The organism is Nocardia sp. NPDC056000, from assembly GCF_042269265.1.
In the GTDB taxonomy this organism is placed as follows: Bacteria; Actinomycetota; Actinomycetes; order Mycobacteriales; family Mycobacteriaceae; genus Nocardia.
Genome location: NZ_JBHJXS010000004.1, coordinates 225880 through 240611 on the forward strand (window position 1 = coordinate 225880; position 14732 = coordinate 240611).

Here is a 14732-nt window from a genome sequence, read left to right on the forward strand (position 1 = left end):
CATTCATTGACGGCTGTTGAGGTACGCGATGGTGGCGAGGACTCGGCGGTCTCCGGTTCCGTCGAGTGGGAGTTTCGCGAAGATGCTTCCGACGTGTTTCCGGACGGCGGCCTCGGAGACGACTAATTCTCGGGCGATCTGGTTGTTGGTCATGCCCTGCGCGATGAGCGCGAGTACCTGTTGTTCGCGCGGCGACAGCGACGACAACGCCCCCTGATGTCGGGATTTTCCGATGAGCGCGGTGATGACGTCGGGATCGATCACGGTCGCGCCGTGCGCGATCGCGTTCATCGTGTCCAGGAAGTGGCGTACGTGAGCGACCCGATCCTTGAGGATGTACCCGAGACCGCCCTGACCGGTTCGCGCGTTCTTGTCGATGAGTTGGTCCAGCGAGGCGACCGTCGTGTACTGGGACAGAATGAGCACCGGCAGCGCAGGCCGGTTTGTCCGCAGTTGCACGGCAGCGCGGATCCCTTCATCGCTGTGGGTCGGGGGCATACGGACATCGGTGATGACCAGGTCCGGATTGTGTGCTTCGGTGGCTTCGAGGAGGCCGTCTCCGGTCGCGACCGCGGCGCATACCGTGTGTCCGTCGGTTTCGACGACGGCGGCGATCCCGGCGCGCAGCAGCGGACTGTCTTCGGCCAGGACAATCCGCAATCCTGTTGTGGGGGTTAGTTCGTCGGCAGTGGGCATCGCATGGCTACTTCGGTTGGTCCTCCGGGTGGGCTGGTAATCGTGAGCGTGCCATCGATGGCCGCGACCTGGTTGATCAGCGACTCGAGTCCGTGGCCTGGAATCGGCTCGGCGCCGCCGCGTCCATCGTCGATGATGCTCAGACGCCACGATGATCGGGTGCGGTCGGCGGAAATGGTCACCTGGTGTGCGCCGGAGTGCTTCATGATGTTGGTCAGCGACTCGGTGATCACGAGATAGCCGGTTTGCTCCAGCACGGCAGGTAATCGACTGGGGGACTGCGTATTTCGGAGGTCGACGTGCACCGGCAGCGGACAGTGGCCGACGAGATCGGTGACCGCGGCGGCCAGCCCGTGCTCGCTGAGCGCGCGCGGCTGCACCCCGAGGATGACCGCGCGCAACTCAGCCAGCGCGGCGTCGAGCTGTTGGTGAGCCAGAGCTGCCAGCTTGCCGGTGTCGTCATCGCCATGGGCGGCTTCGGCGAGTCCGAGCGTGACGGCGAGGGCGACCAGTCGATGCTGGACGCGGTCGTGCAGCTCGGCCTCTATCCGGCGACGTTCCTGCTCGACGGCCTCCAGCAGCGCGGTGCGCGAGTCGGTGAGCCGAACCACCTCGCGCCGCAGTTCCGAATCACCGGCGATGGTGAGACCCGCCAGTGCGGATCCGGCGGCGGCGAGCAGGCCGTGCAGATAGGCCGTGACTGCCACGGCGAGAACGCCTATGGCCATCGCGGTCCACGCTTGCGGCATTGTCTCGATCTGCCACCACAGGACAGTGACCGGCCTGTCGTCGAGCAGCCACGGTGCGGCGATCAGCACCAGGTCGAGTCCCAGCATGAGGACGGTCACGCAGATCGCGACGGGGCCGATCAGGACTGTCAGGAGCGCGAAATATGCGAGGTGACGCCACGCGGGAAACCTGGCTCGAGCCGTGGCGGTGCGAGTGTCGTCGCGGACGCGGTCGGATATCTCGGGGTCGATCAGTGCGAGCCGTGCTGCTTCCAACTCCATCACTGGCGTCCACAGCGCGGTCCGGAGCTTGCCGGTGATGCCCACGAGCAGCAGTGGGATCAGTGCCACCATCAGAACCCCCGCGACGATTCCCGCGAGAATGTTGCCAACGGCAGCCCGCAGCGGCCAGGCGGTGAACAGATAGCGCGGTCCGGTGAGCATGGCCTCGGCCACCGAGGAGGTCTCATCGTGTGCGGGAGCAGTCACGACCGGCGGCTCCGGTCCACAGGGCGCTGATTACTGGTCACTCGCCCAGTGTGCCCGCTGGCAATGATCGCGATGACGAACGGGGTCAGTCCGGCGCACAGCAGCAGCATCAGAGCATTGGTGCCGAACGCATCACCGAGAACCAGGTGCAGGCCCTGCGAGATGACGAAATTGCTGCCGGCGTGCAGCATCGCGCCTGGCCACACCGATCGCGTCTCGGACCACAGCCATCCGATGATGAACTCGAGCAGCACACTCAACGGCAGCCACAGCAGCATGGCCCACACCGCGTCCAGGACGCCGGTATTGCCGCCGAAGTATCCGACCCAGGGGAGCGGCCAGTGCCACACACCCCAGATCAGTCCGGTCAGAAATGTCGTCGCCACCGGCCGTCCCGGGACCAGTCGATCGCGCAGATAGGCGGTCCAGCCGTACTCTTCGCCCCAGAAGAACGGAGCCATCACCACGCACATCAGCGGACCGGCGAGCAGATACAGCCATGACGCACCGTCCATGTCGAGATCGGCAGGTGACCATCCCGCGGTGATCGCGATGCTCACCGCTACCGCCAGCGCACCCCACGGCAGCGTCACCGCCATCACCACGTGCCGCCACACCTGCCGAAGATCAATTCGCAGACCGGAGTTCGCGAACCCCTGACGCGTAATCCATCGCCGCACCACGCACGCCGCCAGTGCCGGAACGAATGCGGCGGTGAGAATTTGGGTGAGCGGATCGTCCAGCGATCCCCCCGCCGCGTGCACTCCGAGCCACGGCACCCATGCCCCGGCGAACGCCAAGAACAAGAACCACAACACACCACGGCGACGTATCGCGGGCGGCTCGGCAGCTGCCGTCGCCGCGGGATGGATGGTTCGATCCTGAACACTCGCGATTGGAGGGTGTTTCAACATGTTTCGAGTGTCATCGCGAGTTCGGCGCGGGACCCTACCCCGTGCGCCCGTTGTCAGGTAGCGCGTGCGCTACCTGTCGGTGTGTGCGTCGTTGGCGATGTTGGCGTGGTCGATCTCGGCCATGTGATCCTCGGCCCAGGTGCGCAGTGCCGCCAATGGGATCTCCAGGGACAGGCCAAGTTCGGTGAGCCGATAGTGCACCCGAGGCGGCACGGTCGGCTCCACTCGACGGATGACCAGACCGTCCCGGACCATGCTGTGCAGGGTCACCGAGAGCATCTTCTGCGATACGCCGGGCATGCGCCGCCGCAGTTCGGCGAACCGCACCTCGCCCGGAGCGGCTTGTGCGAGGACCTTGACCGCCATCGATGTCCACTTCGTGCCGATGCGGTCGAGCAGCTGGCGGGTCGGGCATTGCGAATCGAACAGATCACCGCGAACCGGCGTCGTCGTGTGCGCTGATCGAGTGGTCACCTGGACCTCACCACCTGTCGTCGAAGTGCCTTCTTGGCAGCGCAACTGTCGTTACCTACCGTTTCCTGGTAACCGATGGTAACCACCTGGAGGTCTCATGGCCCACACACCACCGCTCCACCCCGCGCCGATCGAGCTGCGCCGGATCGAGACCAACGGCATCCACGCCAATGTCGCCGTTGCCGGTTCCGGCCCCGCAGTCGTTCTGCTGCATGGTTTTCCGCACACCTGGCGACTGTGGAGCGAGATCATCGGCCCGCTGTCCGCGCAGTACCGGGTGATCGCTCCGGACCTGCGTGGATTCGGAGCCACCACCCGTGCGGCGGACGGCTACGACGCCGGAACACTCGCCACCGATATCGCCGGGATCCTCGACGCGCTCGGCGAACCCACCGCGGCCGTGGTCGCGATCGATGCCGGGACCCCCGTCGCGGTCCTGCTCGCCCTGCGCCACCCCGACCGGATACGACGGCTCGTGGTCATGGAGGCACTGCTGGGCAGACTCCCCGGCGCGGAGGATTTCCTCGCCGCCGGGCCGCCGTGGTGGTTCGGATTCCACGCCGTCCCCGGTCTCGCCGAATCGGTCCTGCTCGGCCACGAGGCACGGTATATCGACTGGTTTCTCACCACCGGCACCCGCGGCCGGGGTGTGCGGGCAGACATCCGTGACGCGTTCGCCGACGCCTACACCGGACAGGACGCCCTACGCTGCGCCTTCTCCTACTACCGGGCACTCCCGGCCAGCGCTCACCAGATCGATCTCGCCCTCGCCGATAACCGGCTCACCACACGCACTCTGGCGATCGGCGCCCACCCGGTCGGCGATGCGCTGGAGCAGCAACTTCGACCCATCGCCGATGACCTTGTAGGACAGGTCATTCCGGACTGCGGTCACATCATCCCGCTGGACAGGCCACACGAACTGCTCGATCTGGTGATGCCATTCCTCGAGGCGGACTCCACCCGGATTCGGCGCGAAACGCAGGCTTGCTCCTGACGTAACGTCAGGTCATAGCGTCGTCGATATCGGCGCACAGTGCGCCGATGGGAGCGAGTGGAAGCGGGATGAAGGTGCGGGAAACCGAAACGGTGTGGAAGGTCGGTGAACTCGCGGCCGAGGCCGGATTGACAGTGCGGACGTTGCACCACTACGACCGCATCGGCCTGGTGAGCCCGGCCGAACGCAGCGGTACCGGTCACCGGTTGTATACCGAGCCCGATGTCGAGCGGCTGTATCAGGTGCTGGCCCTGCGTCAGCTGGGTCTGAGCCTGGATCGGATCGCCGAGGTGCTCGCGGGCACGGTGGAGATGCCGCAGGTGCTGGCAACGCATCGCGATTACCTGGCCGCGCAGTTGGCCGCGACACAGGAACTGCACGCCCTGGTGGCAAGGCTGGCCGCGACCGCGCAGAACCGCCCGCACATCTCCGCGGATCGCTTCCTGGAATTGATCAGAAGGACAGTCATGGTCGACGACATTCTCGAGCAGTACTTCACCCCGGAGCAGTTGGCGCAGCTTGCCCAGCGCCGGGAGGATCTCGGTGAACAGCAGATCCAGCGCGCCGAATCCGCCTGGAGCGAACTGATTCCGCAGGTCGATGCCGCGATCGAGGCGGGCATGGACCCGACCTCGGAGCGCGCTCAACAGCTGGCGGCACAGTGGATGGGCTTGCTGGAGGAATTCCACGGCGGTGACGACGGGCTGCGCGAGAGCATGACCCGGATGTACACCGGCGATGCGACCCAGGGCGAGGTCTGTGGCCCGTCACCCGCGCAGATCGCGTTCATCACGGCCGCGAATTCCGCACGCGGATAACCGATTTCGCAGGCTGACCGGCACGCTCCAGCGTGCCGGTCAGCCCTGTCTGAAATGTCCGGAACTTCGGCGCATATAGTGCCGAACACGGCGATGGTCCCGGCGGAACAACAGGAGACGACGATGAAGTTCAAGACCGAGGTCGAGCCACCCGAGCCCATGCGCGGCCTGGAAGTCCCGCCCGAGGTGGTGGAAGCGCTCGGCGAGGGCGCACGACCACCGGTGACGATCACGATCAATGGCCATTCCTGGAAGAGCCGGATCGCCCTCATGCGCGGCCGCCACCTGATCGGCCTCAGCCACGCCAACCGGCAAGCCGCAGGCGTCGACATCGGCGAGCAGATCGAGGTCGAGGTGGAACTCGACACCGAGCCCCGAGTCGTCGTCGAACCCGAGGATTTCACCGCGGCCTTGGACGCCGACCCCGTTGCCCGTGCCGCCTACGACAGCCTCTCCCACAGTCGCAAGCGCGAGCACGTGCTCTCCATCGAGAGCGCGAAGAAGCCCGAAACCCGCCAACGCCGCATCGAGAAAGCCATCACCACCCTGCGGGGCTGACGCCCGAGCGGCGAACCTGCCTCTCAGTCGGATGTTTGAGCCAAAGCAGCCACGGCTCTCTCGTCCCAATAGGCAGGATCGCGGCCGTAGTTGGGTGTGGTGAACGCGCGATCCCATTGCGCGCCTTCGGCAATGAGTTCACGCCAGGGTGCGACTTCGACGTAGAGGACGCGCATCGAATTGAGGGCGCCGTGGTGCAGGGCGGGTCCGTCGGTGGAGACGGCGTCCTCGGCGACGGCCATCTCATAGTTGCGTTCGAGACCGCTGCGCACGGTCGCCTCCACGCATACGTTGGTTTGCAGCCCCGCCACCAGAAGGCGTTGTACACCAAGGCTTCTCAGGATCGGATCGAGTTCGGTGTAGGTGAAGAAGCTGTGCCGAGTCTTGTCGAGCACCAATTCTCCAGGCGCGGGCGCAACCAAATCCATGATCTGGCTACGCCATTCGCGCTCGGCGGCAGTCAACGCCGGAAGTCGTGCGCCCCGAATCTTCTGATGATGGGCTGCCCGCGGATTGGCGGCCAGCAGCCCGGCCGGACTGGCCGTCTGCCGTGAGTACACGATCGGTACATCGGCCGACCGCGCCGCAGCCAGCAGTTCCGCGCATTCGCTGACAACTTCGTTCAACCGCCAGATCGGCGGCCACCCCAAAAGATCCCGGACACGATCCTCGGCGATGTACCCGTTCTGTACATCGATCATCAACACTGCGAGATCGGCCATGACCCACCTTTCCGCACCCGAATACCGACCGGCGTCGCCCTATCGATCATCCGCTGTCCACGTCACAAGCGCGCCGAATCGGCATTTCAAGCCGAAGTCGCACACCGTGACGCTGCCTGCTGACTAGCATGCCGAGCATGCTGATCTTCACGATCGACGCCGGCGAGATGATCGAATCCATTGAGCACCAGTCGAACTCCGCCGGAATCACCCAAGCTGCGATCGTGTCGCTGATCGGCGGCGTCGATGAGTTCACCGTCTCCACGATGCCCGCCGACGACCCGACCAAGGACATCGTTTGCACCTATCGACTACCAGGCGAAATGCACGGCAGTGGAGAGATCCGAGACGGCAAAGTCCACGTGCACGCCACCTTCGCGATCCAGGGCGATCGAGCCGTGGCAGGTCACGTGCATGCGGCCACAATTGGGACCTGGTTTGCCCGCGCCTATGTGCTGCCGGTGGGGGATAGCTGGGCCACCGTAGTCGCCTGTGCCACTTTGTAATTGACGTCAGCGACCTCGACCGTGCTACCGATTTTTGGGGCAGTGCCCTCGACGCGGTCGAAGAGCCGGTCAATCCGCAGAGTCGCCATGTATACCGGCGCTTGCGCTTGCCTGACTCGCAGATCCGGGTGCTGCTACAGGCAACTCCGGAAGAAAAGCGGATGAAAGAACGGATGCATCTCGATATCGAGACCGACGACGTTGAAGCCGAGGTCTGTCGCCTCGAGGCGCTCGGGGCCGAACGTTTCGATCATCAGTGCGAACGAGGCTATGACTTCTGGGTGCTTCGCGATCCGTGGGGCAATGAATTTTGTGTGCTGCAAACTGAATTCCCCAACCTGTTGGCTCACAGACCCGTGTGGGACTGAGATCCGCTCTTCAAGTCTGTCTGCGGCAGCAGGCCGATCACATACGCAGGTGTATGCGGTCATCCGATCGGAGCGCTGATCGTGGTGTTCTCACGATCCGGAACCGGTGTGAATTGGCCGACTGGCGCTGTCCTAGTTGGGCTTACTCTCTGCGACGCTCAGAGTTATCGACTGTTGTTCCCCGACCAGCGTGCCCGGCGCTGGAGATTGATCGATGACGAGATAGATCGGGCTGTTGGATTTGTCTAGTACGTTGGTGCCGTCAGGGCCGATCGCTGAATCAATCGCGAAGCAGACGCCATCCCCAAGTTCTGCGTCAACCAGTCGCTCACCTCGCAGATCAGGAAGGGCTTGCGGCCAAACCTTCGCGTGGCACCTCTCGGCGATGGTCGATGCCGACGTGGGCGAGGCTTGTGCTTCTCTCGGGGAGTTGTCGCACGCGGTCGCGCCAATGGTGAACACGCCAAGCAACACTCCAACGATGGCACGCCTTGCAGGCATTAAGTCCCCCTTGGGAATTGGATCCTGGAATGCAAGCATATTTTCCACGAGAACACTCGGTAGTGTCAGCGGATCGTCAAGGGTCCGCTCAGTGGCTAGCGCACCGGGGGATCTGTCGGTCCACCTTGCTAGGGTTCGGCCGTACCTCGTCATCGAATCTCTTCCGGATCAGAAGAACCAGCGTCTGCCTCGGGACGATCATGCGAAAGGGTGTGCGCCATGCATTCCGGTGGTTGCTTGTGCGGGAATATCAGGTACCGGGCAGTGGGGGAGTTGTCGTTTCCTCATCTGTGCAGTTGCCCGCATTGTCAGCGACTGTCCGGCGCTCCGGTGATGTCGTGGGTGGACTTTCCTCGTGACGGGTTCGAGTGGACCGGGCCCGGTGGTGAGCCGGTGTGGTACAACACCTTCCCTGATTCTCAGCGCGGGTTCTGCGGGGTGTGCGGGAGTTCGGTTGCCGCGCAGGATGATAGTGATGCGGAGTTGGTCGGTGTCACGATGATGAGTCTCGATGACCATGGTGGGCTGGTGCCCGAGCGGCAGAGTTTTCGGCCCAATGCCGTTCCGTGGTTGCCGATTGTCGGCGCGCAGGACTGACCTGTCACAGGTGGCGGTTCACGAATACGAGGTGCTTGTGGCGGAGGGTGTTTCCCCGAGTCGGAGCGCCAATCCGTCGAGCAGGCAACGTAATCCGTATTCGAAGGCGGCGTCCGCGCGTGCCACCACTTCGGTGGGTGCGGCGGCGATGGCGGTGGTCATGTTGGGGTGATTGGTGTCGTCGGTCGCCCAGATCACGTCCGGTGCGGACAGATCCAATGCCGAGCCCAGGGCGAAGCTGTCGAACACCATGATCACCGGGAGTGCTTCTTCGCGGGGGAAACCGGCGTCGATGATGACTCCGGCGATGTACTCGTACTGTGCGAGCACCTCCGGCGCGGAGACTGTCTGCCCGATCAACAATCGCACCAGTTCGGGATAGGCGCTGAACGCGGAGCGATATTCGCGCAGCCAGGTGGCAAGGACCGTGCGCCACGGGCCGTTTCGGTCGACGTTCACGAATTCGCGTCCCGCGATGCGGCCGCGGATCAGTTCCACCAGCTCGGTCCGATTGCGGACGTGGTGGTAGACCGAGGACACCGATACCCCGAGTGTGTCCGCCAGTCCGGGCATGGTCAGCCCCTTGGATGAGGTGACCAGTTCCAGCGCCGCGTCGACGATCATCGCCCGGTTCAGGCGCGGGGTCTTCGGTCTGGCCATGCCTCGGGTCCACCTTTCTGTTTTCCACGAAGTTACCGCGATGCCTTGACGGGACCGTTGTCGTCCCTCAGCATAGTTAATCGAATCACATTCGATTAATCTTCGTGCCGGTGTCCGCGCCCGGAGAACTCTGGAAGGCCGCCCGCCTATGTCTTCACTCGATCAGTCGATGGCTGCCGACCGTCCTGGTGACGGTCTCAAACGAAATGCCCTGGGGGCCAGCGGAATTGCCTTCATGGTGATTGCCGCGGCAGCGCCGCTGACCGTCATGGCGGGGGTGGCCCCGCTGGCCTTGGCCGTTGCCGGGCCGGGCGCGCCCATCGCCTATCTGGCCGCCGGGGTCATCTACGCGGTATTCGCGGTCGGATTTCTGGCCATGACCCGCCATATCGGGGGAGCAGGGGCGTTCTACAGCTACATCACCCTCGGCCTCGGGAAAACCGTCGGTCTGGCCTCGGGAGTGCTGGCGGTGGTGTCCTACAACGCGCTTCAGATCGGCGTGTACGGGCTGATGGCGGTGCAAACCCAAGCGGCCATTGACCGGCTGTTCGGCATCCATGTCGACTGGCCGATATTGGCCCTGAGCGCTATCGCGATCGTTTGGTTCGTCGGCCGTCGCGGTGTCGATGTCGGCGCGAAATTCCTGGGCGTACTGCTGATCGCCGAAACCGCGATCCTGCTGGTACTGGCTGTATCGGTGGTCCTCAAGGGCGGCGCGAACGGCATCACCTTAACTTCGTTCACCCCCGATGCGGCCTTCGCGCCCGGTATGGCCGGGGTGCTGTCCTTCACCTTCGCGGCGTTCATGGGATTCGAATCGACCGCCGTCTATCGCGCCGAAGCCCGTGATCCCGACCGAACCATCCCGCGCGCAACGTATTTCGCGGTCGCGTTCATGGCGCTTTTCTACTGCTTCATCGTATGGTCGATCGTGCAGGCGTTCGGCGATGCGAATGTCCAAGCGGCCGCACAACAGGACACCGCCGGACTGTTCTTCACCGCGATCGAACAGTACGTCGGGGTGTGGTCCTCGGATGTGATGTCCGTGCTGATCGTGACCAGTGCGCTGGCCTCGCAGATCGCCTTTCACAATGCGATCAACAGGTACACGCTGTCGCTGGCCCGCGATGGCGTGCTGCCGAAATGGCTCGACCGGACCCATCCCACGCTCAAGTCGCCCAATCGGGCGGGTGCGCTGCAAACCGTGCTGGCGGCGGTCATCGTGATCGGCTTCGCGATTGCCAAGGCTGATCCGTACCGCCGCCTGCTGATCTTCGTCAATACCCCGGGGATCGTGGGAGTGATTGCCCTGCAGGCGCTTACGGCTATCGCCGTGGTGGCGTACTTCGTCAATAAGAAGGCCGTCTCGGTCGAGCGTGTCGGGGTCATCGCCGCCTCACTCGGAGCGATAGCTCTCGGCATCGCTCTGTTCCTGGTGATCTGGTACATCAACCTGCCGACCGCCACGACCGGCACCACCAACGCCATTCTCATCGGCGTCGTTCCCTTCGTCATGATCCTCGGCGCGGCTGCCGCCGTCTGGTTCCGCAGATACCGCCCCACCGCCTATGCCGCCATCGGTGGTTTCGGCGAAGACCGCGACACCACGACCCCAACCAACCTCGAAAGCAAGGAGACAGCCCTATGACAACGGCCGATATGATCATCACCGCCGCAACAGTTCACACCCTCGACGGCGCAAGTCCCGTCGTGCGTTCGGTGGCCATCTCCGATGGATATATCGTCGCCGTCGGCGATCAGGCCGACACCCGATCGTGGCGTGGCAGCTCCACCGAAGTCATCGACCTCGGAAACGCCACTCTCACACCGGGACTCATAGACGGTCACATCCATCCGGTCACCGGCCTGAATCTGACTTACGGCACTGACCTGTCCGGGGTTCGTGATCTCGATGCCCTACGCGAAACTCTCAGCAGGGCACGCGAATCCATCGACAGCGATGGCTGGCTGCGCGGCTGGGGCTTGGACCCCAACGTATTCGGCGACCTCCCGGTCACCCACGCCCCCATCGTGGAGACGATCGGATCATCGATCCCCGTATTCATCGAAATGTTCGACGCCCATTCGGCATTGGTGACCCCTGAAGCCCTGCGCCGCGCGGGCATCACCGGCCCGCGAGAGTTCGTACAGCACTCCCGCATCGTCTGTGACGAAACCGGCACCCCCACCGGACATCTGCTCGAACCCGCCGCAATGGCCCTGGTCCGCGAAATCCTGCCCCGCGAATCCACCCAATCGCGCCGAATTCGTCTGCGCGCCATCCTCGATGGCATGGCCGCGGTAGGCATCACCGCCGCCAACGCCATGGATTTCGAAGGCGACAGCAGCGACCTGATGTTCGACCTCGAATCCGACCGCGACCTCCCCATTCACCTGCGCTTCGCCCCCTTCTGCCTCCCCGGAAGCGACCGCGCGACCCTGGATCACATCATCGAACTCCAATCCACCCGCGGCCGCCGCTGGCGAGTAGACGGCGTGAAATTCATGATGGACGGCACCATCGACGGCGGCACCGCCTGGCTCGACGAGCCCGACACCCACGGCGAATCCACCGCCCCCTTCTGGCCCGAACCGGCCGAATACCGCCGCGCCGCACTGTATCTGGCCCAACACGGCGTCCCCATCGTCACCCACGCCATCGGCGACGCCGGAGTCCGCTACGCCCTCGACACCCTCTCCCGCGCGGCCCTCCCGCCCAACGGTGCCCGGCACCGCATCGAACACATCGAAACCCTCCCCGACGACCTGGTCCACCGCTTCGCCGAACACAACGTCGTAGCCAGCATGCAACCCACCCACTGCACCCACTACACCCGAGCCGACCACACCGACAACTGGTCCACCCGCCTGGGCCCCGAACGCGCCGCCCGCGCCTTCCGCACCCGCGACATCCGAGACAACGGCGGCACCCTGGCCCTCGGCTCGGATTGGCCTGTGGCCCCGTACGATCCGCGCGCCATCCTCGCCGACGCCCAACTTCGCCGCCCCGCAGGCCACCCCGATATAGAACCGGTCTGCCCCAAACAATCCCTCTCCGCCCTGATGGCCCTCGAGGGCTACACCACCCACGCCGCCACCGCCGCAGGCCAATCCGCCCTGACCGGCCGCATCGCAGTAGGCATGCGCGCCGACCTCACCGCCTTCACCGTCGACCCCCTCCAGGCCCCACCGGACGAACTCGCCGACGCCCCCATCGCCCTGACGGTGAACAGCGGCCGAATCACCCACCGCCACAACTGATGAACCGCCGCCGTTGCTGGACTGCTCCGAAAGCTCGATGCTGTCTGGATACCGGGCAGTGGATATTGTCGAATTCCGCGACATGTTCAGCGGCACGAGCAGATTCGGCAACGTTAGGGGGCGGCGTGATAGAGGTGCAGGTGCTTCGACCCGATGACTGGAGGATATGGCGTCAGCTCCGCCAGGAGGCACTGACGGACGCACCGGCAGCATTCGGCTCGACACTCGTCGAGTGGACCGGCCCTGGCGACACCGAACCGCGGTGGCGTGCGCGGCTGACCGACGTTCCGTTCAATGTGATCGTCCGGTGGTGCGGGATTCCGTCAGGCATGGTCAGCGCCTATAACATTGCCGACGACGGCCCGGTCGAACTGATATCGATGTGGGTCGCACCGCTCGCCCGCGGGAGAGGTGTCGCCGACGCGGCAGTCAATGCGGTCCTGCGCTGGGCCGTAGGCCGACCAGTCGGCTTATCGGTGAAGGTCGACAATCAGGCCGCGATCCTCCTGTATCAACGACACGGATTCGCCGATGCGGGCCCTTCGCCTGACGACCCCGGCGAACGGCGCATGCTGAGGTCGATGACTCTGAACCCGACGCCCTGACCCGCACCTCGGAAGGGCAGGTCCCGGGGCTTCCGGACAGCGTCTTAACGGCTGTGAGAGCTTCCGGCTAGCGCTGCTGCGGGGTGCAGTCGTATTTCGCAGGGCCCCAGTTGTTCTGGCTGAAGTCTGCCGGGCGGTAGAGCGCCTGGATCAAGGTCGCGCGGTCGGGGAGGGTCACGCACAGGCTCGGGCCGGCGGGGCCGTCCGGGGAGTATTCGGTGGCGAAGGCCCGGGACATTCCGGCGATCGGCTCGCGGAGAGCCGCGCACGCACCCTCGTCGGTGTCGGCGCGGCCGTAGCACTGGAACCAATTGATCGCCGAGGTGGTCGACAGGTAAGCCGATTTCACGTTGTAGGGGATGCCGAACAGATTGAACGAGTCGGTGTGGGTGCCGCCCTCGTAGGTCAGGAACATCAACGGACTGTTGCCGTGTGCCTCCCGGCGGAGGTTGTCGTAGTACTCCTTGACCCCGATCGGGCCGTCGGTGACATCGGCGAGGCCGTTGGGCTGGGGTGTGATCAGGTAGCCGTTGGGCACCGGGATGTCGAAGTCGGCAGTTTGCAGTTGGATCGGGATATCGGCTGTGGTGTAGGAGAATCCGGACAATCCCACGATCGAACTCACTTTGGGCAGGGGATTGCCATCGAACCCCTGCCCGAGGCCCTGCCAGAAGCCGTAGCTGGTGATACCGCCCGAGCCGAAGGACTGACCCCACAGGTTGACGTGGTCGAGGTCCATTCGGTCGGCCCACGGGTTGAGTTCGTTGTCCCCAGCTGGAGCGTAGGCGGGGTTGTAGCGCTGAAGTCGTGGAATCTCACCGCGTGCCAGATTGCCGAGTTCGTCGCCGTTCAGATCGACGATCGGCGCGATCGGGGCGCGGTTGAGCCAGCGCATGAAGTCCTGGATGTCGCGGGCCGAGCCGGGGAAGTTCAGGTGCGGATTCTTCAGCTGGGGGAAGTAGACATCGGCGATGGTGCCCCCGGTCCCCGCGGCATTGCCCGAGTAGGCGAGTGAGATTCCGATGAAGCCTTCGCGCACCGCGCTGAGCGTGTATCTGTTGACGTCGGACTGCTTTTCGGCCGCGCCCGGGAGCATGACGGTCACCGGGAATTTCTCCGACGAGTCCTCGGCCCCCTCGGGGAAGAAGATCTTCGCGCCGAGTTTGATCCCGCGATTGTTGACGACCTGGAATTTCTTGACGGTTCCGAGTTTGAATACCTCGCCGGGTGCGGTGCCCGGCACGCATACGCCCTCGGTGTTCTCGAACAGGACATCCGCGTTGGGCTGGACGCACGGATAGCGGAACTTCGCCTCCTGTGCGTCAGGATTCTCGTAGTCGTCCTCGAGGACCGCGTCGGTGACGTTGTTGGTGAAATTGCCGTCGTGGCTCCAGTTCGGGACGTACGCCGGGTTCACCGGCGCGGCCAGCCCGAGGGGTGGCAGGTGCAGTACGCCGTCGATGATCTTCTGCGCCGCCACCAATTGCCGTTGCGCGGCATCGGGACCCGACCACGTCTCCGGTCGCAGCAGATCTTGGAACGGCAGCCCGGCATTGGCCAGATTCACGAGCGCGGCCGAACGGAGCCAATAATCCAATGCCCCCGGCATCGACAGGTCGTGCTCGGTGCCGGTCAGCAATTGCAGGACCTCGGCGAACGGATAGGTGGGATCGGGTGGTTGTGGAGCCGGATACGGCTCGGCCGCAGCGGGATTCGCCCCACCGAACACCACAACCATCGCTACTGCGGCGATAGCGATCCGGGTGAATACGCGGCGCATAGTCGTCATATCTATCCCCTGCCGATCTGGAATCCACCGAACGGCGGCTCCCCGAAGC

Annotated in this window: 17 protein-coding genes; 9 read left to right on the forward strand and 8 right to left on the reverse strand. The window is 64.5% G+C overall.

Annotated features, from left to right (window positions below; all coding sequences use genetic code 11):
* Positions 1-3: 3 nt before the first annotated feature.
* The 4 genes from ACFC4D_RS13220 to ACFC4D_RS13235 all read right to left on the reverse strand — a co-directional run bounded on the left by ACFC4D_RS13220 (position 4) and on the right by ACFC4D_RS13235 (position 3301).
* Positions 4-696, reverse strand: coding sequence for a LuxR C-terminal-related transcriptional regulator (locus tag ACFC4D_RS13220; RefSeq protein WP_376062972.1), 693 nt, complete (start codon positions 694-696; stop codon positions 4-6).
* Positions 675-1913 (reverse strand): histidine kinase, encoded by a 1239-nt coding sequence (locus tag ACFC4D_RS13225; protein ID WP_376062974.1) that lies wholly within the window; start codon positions 1911-1913, stop codon positions 675-677. Before ACFC4D_RS13225 ends, ACFC4D_RS13220 begins: the two co-directional genes overlap by 22 nt.
* Positions 1910-2713 (reverse strand): CPBP family intramembrane glutamic endopeptidase, encoded by an 804-nt coding sequence (locus tag ACFC4D_RS13230; RefSeq protein WP_376062975.1) that lies wholly within the window; start codon positions 2711-2713, stop codon positions 1910-1912. Before ACFC4D_RS13230 ends, ACFC4D_RS13225 begins: the two co-directional genes overlap by 4 nt.
* Before the next feature lie 183 nt (positions 2714-2896).
* Complete coding sequence (locus ACFC4D_RS13235; RefSeq protein ID WP_376062976.1) at positions 2897-3301, reverse strand: winged helix-turn-helix transcriptional regulator; 405 nt, start codon at positions 3299-3301, stop codon at positions 2897-2899.
* 97 nt (positions 3302-3398) lie between these two features.
* On the opposite strand from ACFC4D_RS13235, the gene ACFC4D_RS13240 reads away from it, so the two are divergent.
* The 3 genes from ACFC4D_RS13240 (at position 3399) to ACFC4D_RS13250 (ending at position 5674) form a co-directional block, all read left to right on the forward strand.
* On the forward strand, positions 3399-4298 hold the full coding sequence (locus tag ACFC4D_RS13240) for an alpha/beta fold hydrolase (protein ID WP_376062978.1): 900 nt from the start codon (positions 3399-3401) through the stop codon (positions 4296-4298).
* Positions 4299-4345: 47 nt separating this feature from the next.
* Positions 4346-5116 carry a MerR family transcriptional regulator gene (locus ACFC4D_RS13245; protein WP_376062980.1) on the forward strand — a complete coding sequence of 257 codons (771 nt, stop codon included), beginning with the start codon at positions 4346-4348 and terminating at the stop codon, positions 5114-5116.
* A gap of 123 nt (positions 5117-5239) precedes the next feature.
* Positions 5240-5674, forward strand: coding sequence for a YdeI/OmpD-associated family protein (locus tag ACFC4D_RS13250; RefSeq protein ID WP_376062982.1), 435 nt, complete (start codon positions 5240-5242; stop codon positions 5672-5674).
* Positions 5675-5697: 23 nt separating this feature from the next.
* On the opposite strand, the gene ACFC4D_RS13255 is transcribed toward ACFC4D_RS13250, so the two are convergent.
* Positions 5698-6396 (reverse strand): cysteine hydrolase family protein, encoded by a 699-nt coding sequence (locus ACFC4D_RS13255; protein WP_376062984.1) that lies wholly within the window; start codon positions 6394-6396, stop codon positions 5698-5700.
* Between the two features lie 137 nt (positions 6397-6533).
* Between ACFC4D_RS13255 and ACFC4D_RS13260 the strand changes: the two genes are divergently transcribed.
* Positions 6534-6902: a PCC domain-containing protein gene (locus ACFC4D_RS13260; protein ID WP_376062986.1), complete on the forward strand. Its 369-nt coding sequence runs from the start codon at positions 6534-6536 to the stop codon at positions 6900-6902.
* Positions 6902-7270, forward strand: a complete 369-nt coding sequence (locus tag ACFC4D_RS13265) for a VOC family protein (RefSeq protein ID WP_376063658.1) — start codon at positions 6902-6904, stop codon at positions 7268-7270. The genes ACFC4D_RS13260 and ACFC4D_RS13265 overlap by 1 nt, the downstream gene beginning before the upstream one ends.
* A gap of 132 nt (positions 7271-7402) precedes the next feature.
* Here the strand turns inward: ACFC4D_RS13265 and ACFC4D_RS13270 are convergent, their stop codons facing one another.
* A complete protein-coding gene (locus tag ACFC4D_RS13270) occupies positions 7403-7819 on the reverse strand; it encodes a PASTA domain-containing protein (RefSeq protein ID WP_376062987.1) in 417 nt (138 codons plus the stop codon).
* Between the two features lie 171 nt (positions 7820-7990).
* On the opposite strand from ACFC4D_RS13270, the gene ACFC4D_RS13275 reads away from it, so the two are divergent.
* On the forward strand, positions 7991-8368 hold the full coding sequence (locus tag ACFC4D_RS13275) for a GFA family protein (protein ID WP_376062989.1): 378 nt from the start codon (positions 7991-7993) through the stop codon (positions 8366-8368).
* Between the two features lie 18 nt (positions 8369-8386).
* On the opposite strand, the gene ACFC4D_RS13280 is transcribed toward ACFC4D_RS13275, so the two are convergent.
* A complete protein-coding gene (locus ACFC4D_RS13280; protein ID WP_376062991.1) occupies positions 8387-9028 on the reverse strand; it encodes a TetR/AcrR family transcriptional regulator C-terminal domain-containing protein in 642 nt (213 codons plus the stop codon).
* Between the two features lie 169 nt (positions 9029-9197).
* On the opposite strand from ACFC4D_RS13280, the gene ACFC4D_RS13285 reads away from it, so the two are divergent.
* The 3 genes from ACFC4D_RS13285 to ACFC4D_RS13295 all read left to right on the forward strand — a co-directional run bounded on the left by ACFC4D_RS13285 (position 9198) and on the right by ACFC4D_RS13295 (position 12894).
* Positions 9198-10676 (forward strand): APC family permease, encoded by a 1479-nt coding sequence (locus tag ACFC4D_RS13285; protein ID WP_376062993.1) that lies wholly within the window; start codon positions 9198-9200, stop codon positions 10674-10676.
* The gene (locus tag ACFC4D_RS13290; protein ID WP_376062994.1) at positions 10673-12289 is read left to right on the forward strand and encodes an amidohydrolase; all 1617 of its coding nucleotides are present in this window, start codon (positions 10673-10675) and stop codon (positions 12287-12289) included. Before ACFC4D_RS13285 ends, ACFC4D_RS13290 begins: the two co-directional genes overlap by 4 nt.
* A 125-nt stretch (positions 12290-12414) precedes the next feature.
* The gene (locus tag ACFC4D_RS13295) at positions 12415-12894 is read left to right on the forward strand and encodes a GNAT family N-acetyltransferase (RefSeq protein WP_376062995.1); all 480 of its coding nucleotides are present in this window, start codon (positions 12415-12417) and stop codon (positions 12892-12894) included.
* A gap of 67 nt (positions 12895-12961) precedes the next feature.
* On the opposite strand, the gene ACFC4D_RS13300 is transcribed toward ACFC4D_RS13295, so the two are convergent.
* Entirely contained in the window at positions 12962-14683 is a 1722-nt protein-coding gene (locus ACFC4D_RS13300) for a hypothetical protein (RefSeq protein ID WP_376062996.1), read from the reverse strand.
* Positions 14684-14732: the final 49 nt, after the last annotated feature.